Source organism: Desulfobacter sp., from assembly GCF_050177295.1.
Genome location: NZ_JBFXHE010000312.1, coordinates 1 through 5,225 on the forward strand (window position 1 = coordinate 1; position 5,225 = coordinate 5,225).

7 protein-coding genes and 2 pseudogenes are annotated in these 5,225 nt (G+C 45.0%); 5 read left to right on the plus strand and 4 right to left on the minus strand.

Going from position 1 to position 5,225, the window contains the following annotated elements:
• Positions 1–188, plus strand: a 188-nt coding sequence (locus tag AB7U36_RS17665; protein ID WP_428160997.1) for a hypothetical protein, incomplete at its 5' end; no start/stop codon positions are given.
• Between the two features lie 64 nt (positions 189–252).
• On the opposite strand, the gene AB7U36_RS17670 is transcribed toward AB7U36_RS17665, so the two are convergent.
• The 4 genes from AB7U36_RS17670 to AB7U36_RS17685 all read right to left on the minus strand — a co-directional run bounded on the left by AB7U36_RS17670 (position 253) and on the right by AB7U36_RS17685 (position 3,868).
• Complete coding sequence (locus AB7U36_RS17670) at positions 253–669, minus strand: hypothetical protein (protein WP_428160998.1); 417 nt, start codon at positions 667–669, stop codon at positions 253–255.
• Positions 670–775: 106 nt separating this feature from the next.
• A complete protein-coding gene (locus AB7U36_RS17675; protein WP_428160999.1) occupies positions 776–1,843 on the minus strand; it encodes a cytochrome-c peroxidase in 1,068 nt (355 codons plus the stop codon).
• A 200-nt stretch (positions 1,844–2,043) separates the two neighbouring features.
• Positions 2,044–2,703 carry a response regulator gene (locus AB7U36_RS17680; RefSeq protein WP_287125567.1) on the minus strand — a complete coding sequence of 220 codons (660 nt, stop codon included), beginning with the start codon at positions 2,701–2,703 and terminating at the stop codon, positions 2,044–2,046.
• Between the two features lie 10 nt (positions 2,704–2,713).
• A complete protein-coding gene (locus AB7U36_RS17685; RefSeq protein WP_428161001.1) occupies positions 2,714–3,868 on the minus strand; it encodes a sensor histidine kinase in 1,155 nt (384 codons plus the stop codon).
• 252 nt (positions 3,869–4,120) lie between these two features.
• Between AB7U36_RS17685 and AB7U36_RS17690 the strand changes: the two are divergent.
• From AB7U36_RS17690 to AB7U36_RS17705, 4 genes and pseudogenes are all read left to right on the plus strand, one after another.
• Positions 4,121–4,351, plus strand: a pseudogene (locus tag AB7U36_RS17690) (ISAs1 family transposase); the annotation flags it as partial.
• A gap of 4 nt (positions 4,352–4,355) precedes the next feature.
• Positions 4,356–4,556 (plus strand): hypothetical protein, encoded by a 201-nt coding sequence (locus AB7U36_RS17695; RefSeq protein ID WP_083843601.1) that lies wholly within the window; start codon positions 4,356–4,358, stop codon positions 4,554–4,556.
• A 44-nt stretch (positions 4,557–4,600) separates the two neighbouring features.
• The gene (locus AB7U36_RS17700; RefSeq protein WP_428161000.1) at positions 4,601–4,936 is read left to right on the plus strand and encodes a hypothetical protein; all 336 of its coding nucleotides are present in this window, start codon (positions 4,601–4,603) and stop codon (positions 4,934–4,936) included.
• Positions 4,937–4,964: 28 nt separating this feature from the next.
• Positions 4,965–5,225, plus strand: a pseudogene (locus tag AB7U36_RS17705) (nickel pincer cofactor biosynthesis protein LarB); the annotation flags it as partial.

Genomic DNA, 5,225 nt, shown 5'->3' on the forward strand with positions numbered 1-5,225 from the left:
GTGGTCAGTTTTTCTGCAAATACCCTGTCTTTATTCATAGTACCGTCCATTTTAATCCGGGCATCTATACATCATTTACAGGGTTTGTGCAAGCGGTTGGAAAAACCTTACCAAGCTGTTTCATTCAGCTTTTTGGAAGCTGCGTTTTTGATATGGTCTTCAATGATAATTGGTTATGGGCGGTATAATAGGCACTTCAAATAATTCACATATTCGGACAGGTCATACTGGAAAAAGAATCTCAGGCCAGGTTTAATCCCGACGGCTGGCCGGAATGTTGTCTATCACCATGATTTCCTGACTTCCTTCAAAGGTATCTCCGTCGATCGTGTCTCCGGTCAATGTCAGTGTATAATCGCCTATGATAAGGTCGTCCAATGTTTTGATTTTATCTGAATCAAATTTGGCGACAAAATTGCCCCTGTCATCGTATTTCCACCAGTCCATGTCAACGCCATTCAATGATACGGTTTCTACGTCCACCAGTTTGTAGGCGATGTCCGTATGAACTGTGACAATTGTACTTTTGCTCTGGATGTTGAGTACATTCGGAGACACATCAATCTGAATGTCAAAGGCGTAACATGGGACAGGCATTTGCAGCAGAATCAGTGAAAGGGCCACAAAACTGCAAAAAGACAAACAAAAGGATTTCATTTTTTTTGCCATGGCTTTTTCTCCTGTGTTGGCGGCCTGCCCCCGCCGTTATATGCATTATCTTCCGAAACTCCGAAGGCAGGCACTCATAGTTTTTTAATACATTAGTTATCGTTTATTAATAATCATCTGTCAAGGTCATTAAAAAGGCTTCGATCTCTTTCAGCTGATTTGGTGTTAGCCCCAGATTTCCAACTTTTGTTGACAGGTTTTCTTCCACTTCCGGTGTAAACTTACTGCTGTCATTGATAAACTGAAGCATTGCCGTGAGGGTTGGGAATACGCCGTTGTGAGAATAAGGGGCTGTAAGCGCGATATTGCGGAGAGTTGGAATTTTAAACTTGCCGTTTTGGGCTGAATCCTCGACTATGTCCCCCAGACCTAAATCCGGTTCATCTGATGGAATTCCCGGATTGGCCGGCACACCGATATTGGCGTATTGGTAATTGGTAAAAAGTGGGGCCGGCGCATCAAAGGCCGCCTCCATGGAATGACATGAGGAACAATTGGTTTGAAAAAGAGTCTTGCCCGCCTGTTCTGCGGCGGTAAAGTCTGTTTCTAGTACTGTGTCAAACTTTGAAGTGAATTTGGTGATATCAGTGGAGCGTTCATATGCCGCGATGGCTTCACCAAATTTATCATAGGCAGCATCCACGTCATCAAGTGATCCTTTGCCGAAAACCCGGATCCAGAGGTTAACGTAATCTGAAGTCCGAATCACATTTATCACCGACGCTTTACTGGGCATGTTCATTTCAACGGGATTTAACGGCGGTCCCTGGGCTTGCTCGGCAAGGGGGTCGCCCAGATCCCAGCCAGCTGCGCGGCCGTCCCAGAACATGCCGCCGACCCATTCGCCGGAAGCTTCATCCAGAGCCAGTATCGGGCTGAATCCGGCATACGCAGAGGAAGGAGCATTGCGCCCGCCTTTGCTGACGCCATCTGCGCCCGTTGAAACAAAATTGGTATAAGGATCCAGATGATTTGTGATATCTGCAAATCCACTGAAATGATGGTGGCAGTTCCGGCAGGATTGTGTGCCGTTAAATGACATGTTCTTGTCGTTATAAAGCCGCATCCCGAGCTTTTCAATATCGGAACTGACGGTAGGACTGCCTCCGGCAGCCCAGGCTGCCGAAATTAAAAATAAGGAACTTACCAGAATACCTGTCAACTTTTTCATCATGTTGCTCTCCTTTTAATATTTTTGGGGATATATAAAAGTTGTCTGCCACAAGGCAGCATGTAGGCTGATTTGATGAACAATAGATATCAATGATTCTTCACTTTACCAGATGCGATTTTGAAATGATATTGGCAAAATGCCTAGTTGAAGTATAGCCGATGGCTTAAAAGTTCAGGCAAAAAGAGCCGGGTACCATGGGGTTACAGGGTGGTTATCCCTTCGCGTATGGCAAATTTGGTCAACTCCGCAATGGAATGGACGCCGACCTTTTCCATGATGTTTCTCCGGTGGGCATCGACGGTTTTTGAACTGACATGGAGTGTTTCAGCGACCTCTTTGGAATTTTGACCTTCGGAGATCAATTGAAGAATTTCGCGTTCCCGATCGGTTAAAGTTTTTCTTTGTAAGCGATGGGTTGTATCAGTTTGAGGCACAAGGCGCGACAGGTATCCGTCCACAATGGTCCCTGCAATTTCAGGGCTGATGTAGACCTGCCCTTTTGCCACCAGGCGGATGGCCGAAACCAGTTCTCTTGCGATGCAGTTTTTCAGGATATAGCCGGACACACCGGCCTGGAACATCCCTTCCACAAAGCGCTTGTCCGAGTACATGGAAAGGGCCAGGACTTTAGTGGCTGGGGCTTCTGACAGGATTTTCCGGGTGGCTTCCATACCGTTTAACTCAGGCATGGAGACATCCATGATCACAAGATCAGGGTTGAATTTTTTAACTGCAGACAGGGCGGCCCTTCCAGTGTCAGCTTCGGCAAGGACCAGGAGATCCGTCTCCCGTTCAAGAAGCAGCCTGAGACCTTCACGAATCACATGATGATCATCGGCAAGAATAATATTTATTTTCATGGTGTTTCCTTTAAACGGTATGTTTCAAATTATACGGGACCTTTAAAATTGCCCGGGTTCCCTCACCGGACTTAGACAAGATCGAAAACTCTCCGCCAATGGAGCTGAAGCGTTCACGAATGCTGAAAAGGCCGAAACCGATATTTTTATACTGTTTTTCAGGATCAAACCCAATCCCGTTATCCGTAACACAGATTTCAAAGAAATTCGCTCCTTGAGACAAGCGCACCGTTGTTTCCGAAGCGTTTGCGTGTTTGATGATATTGTGGAGTAATTCTCTTACTGTTCTGAAAATAAGAATACTCAAACTGTTATCCAGCCGATCTCCCTCCAGATCTCCTTCCAGAAAAGTGTCGATACCATGTTCCCTGCAGGTGGTTTCCAAAAGCCATTCCAAGGCCGGCTTCAGTCCCAGTTCATAAAGTATCGGCGGGCTGATTTCAAAAGTCAAAGTCCGGGTTTCATGATTCAAACGAAGATTGATTTCCTGCAAATTTTTATGAACCTGGGTAAGTTTATTAAAAAGCGTTTGAAACGCAAAGCACAAAATACCGATTTCATCGTTCCTGTTTAAACAAAAGGGAAATAAAGTCGGTTTTGCCGACCCCAACGAAACAACCCACGCCGTCAGTTTCCCCAAGGGGTCAATCACCACCTGATTCAATAAAAAAAACATCACAAACAGCAGGGTAAATCCGGCCAACACAGTGGAAATCAGAACAAGAAACATGGTGTTCTTTGCATATTTCATGATCTGCCGGGGAATTTCGGCGCGGATGATGAGGTCGGATGAACTGGTCAACCCCTTGAAAACATTGTATACGAAGAGCATGCTTTTATCCTGCTCTTCAAATACGGGACCGGAATTTTTTTGAACTCTTTCAAATATCGACCGGGATTCCGCCGGAATGGAGGGGTCCTGTGAAAGCCAATATCGGTGATCCACCTTGGTCTGGTCCGTCAGGATTTTCATGTACGCCTCGTTCAGAAAGCGACCCATGATCAAATAGCCTTTTGCCGGCCCCTGGTGAAGACTTCGGATGACAGGCCGCGACGCCACAAGAAGCGGGCCTTTTTCTGTGGTATAAACCCCGGCAACACTGCTTTCTATATCTTTTGATGGTAGAGTGGAAAAATACTTTTTGTCAAAAAAAGTATCGATAATTAATGAAAAAGATTAGGTATTTTTTTTACATGCAATTGCCCAGGGCAAACGCATTAAAATTTTTGATTGATTGAAGAGAGGTTTGCGGTGTTTGAAGATTCCTGATATTTAAACACCTTTTTTATAACCTCATTTCAGGGAATTCAACAATGACCACCTCAAATATCACGCTAATATCGGAGTTTTCAAAGATAAATGACCCTTGATTGGATAGGCAGAAGTTGCATAAGTTAATAGCGACTGCCGGAAACTGTCATTGCAGTGGATGGAAAAACACTAAGACACTCACATGACAAAACGAATGGCAAATCTGCAATTCATATGGTGAGTGCCTGGGCATCAGATACGAATATGGTACTGGGGCAGTTAAAAACGGATGAAAACTCAAATGAAATCACAGCAATTCCGGAATTGCTCGATTTACTTGATATTTCAAGGAATACTGTCACGATAGATGCCATGGGATGCCAGAAAAAAATTGCATTGGGTGCTTGATGTCGCGTTCAGGGAGGATGAGTGTCGAAAGCGAGCCGGTAATGCAGCTGAAAATTTTGCAATGGTACGCCACATTGCCACGAACCTGCTGAAGCAGGAAAACAGTTTGAAAAAGAGCATAAATGTCAAACGCCTGCAAGCAGGATGGGATAATTCTTACCTCATGAAAGTGCTTGGAGTCAATACAATTTAAGTGCGTTTGCCCTGGGTGGATAGTGGTCAATCTTAAAAAAACGGGTGTATACACATGTAGCTTCGACCATTGCCTCTAATTTAAACCGGCTGTGGAAAAATGACTGGGATATTGACTCCATTATCGTATCCGGCGGTGGATCTATCCCTTTGGCCGAATTTCTGATATCATCAGTTGAAGGCAATGTGATCCCCATTCCCAAGAGCATTGACGCACGATTCAATAATGTTCGGGGGTATTGTAAATTCGGTCATTACCAGTGGGGCAAAGACAAGACTATACCTTCCCGGAAGGCACAGGCTCCTGAAGAAGCGCCTTCTGCCCGGGAGGAGACTTCGTCTTCGGAAGAAACAAATAAAGCAGGGAAAGGACTTGCCTGATTGAAAAGGCAAAACACTTAGACGCTATATGAACATTGATACATTAACACAAATTCTTTCCATGGTGGCCGAGGGCACACTGCCCGTTGGACAGGCCGCAGATCAATTAAAACACCTTTCGTTTGAAGATATCGGTTGCGCCCATGTGGATCATCACAGAGCTCTTCGCAAAGGATTCCCCGAGGTTATTTTCGGGCAGGGCAAAACATCGGCACAGATTATTGCCATTCTTGAAAAACTGGAACAATCCGAAAATATCGTGCTTGTAACCCGCATTGATCAGGATAAG

Excerpts from the sequence above, each read along its gene's own strand:
- AB7U36_RS17675 (WP_428160999.1), bottom strand. The coding sequence starts at position 1,843 with ATGATGAAAAAGTTGACAGGTATTCTGGTAAGTTCCTTATTTTTAATT.
- AB7U36_RS17670 (WP_428160998.1), bottom strand. The coding sequence starts at position 669 with ATGGCAAAAAAAATGAAATCCTTTTGTTTGTCTTTTTGCAGTTTTGTG.
- AB7U36_RS17680 (WP_287125567.1), bottom strand. The coding sequence starts at position 2,703 with ATGAAAATAAATATTATTCTTGCCGATGATCATCATGTGATTCGTGAA.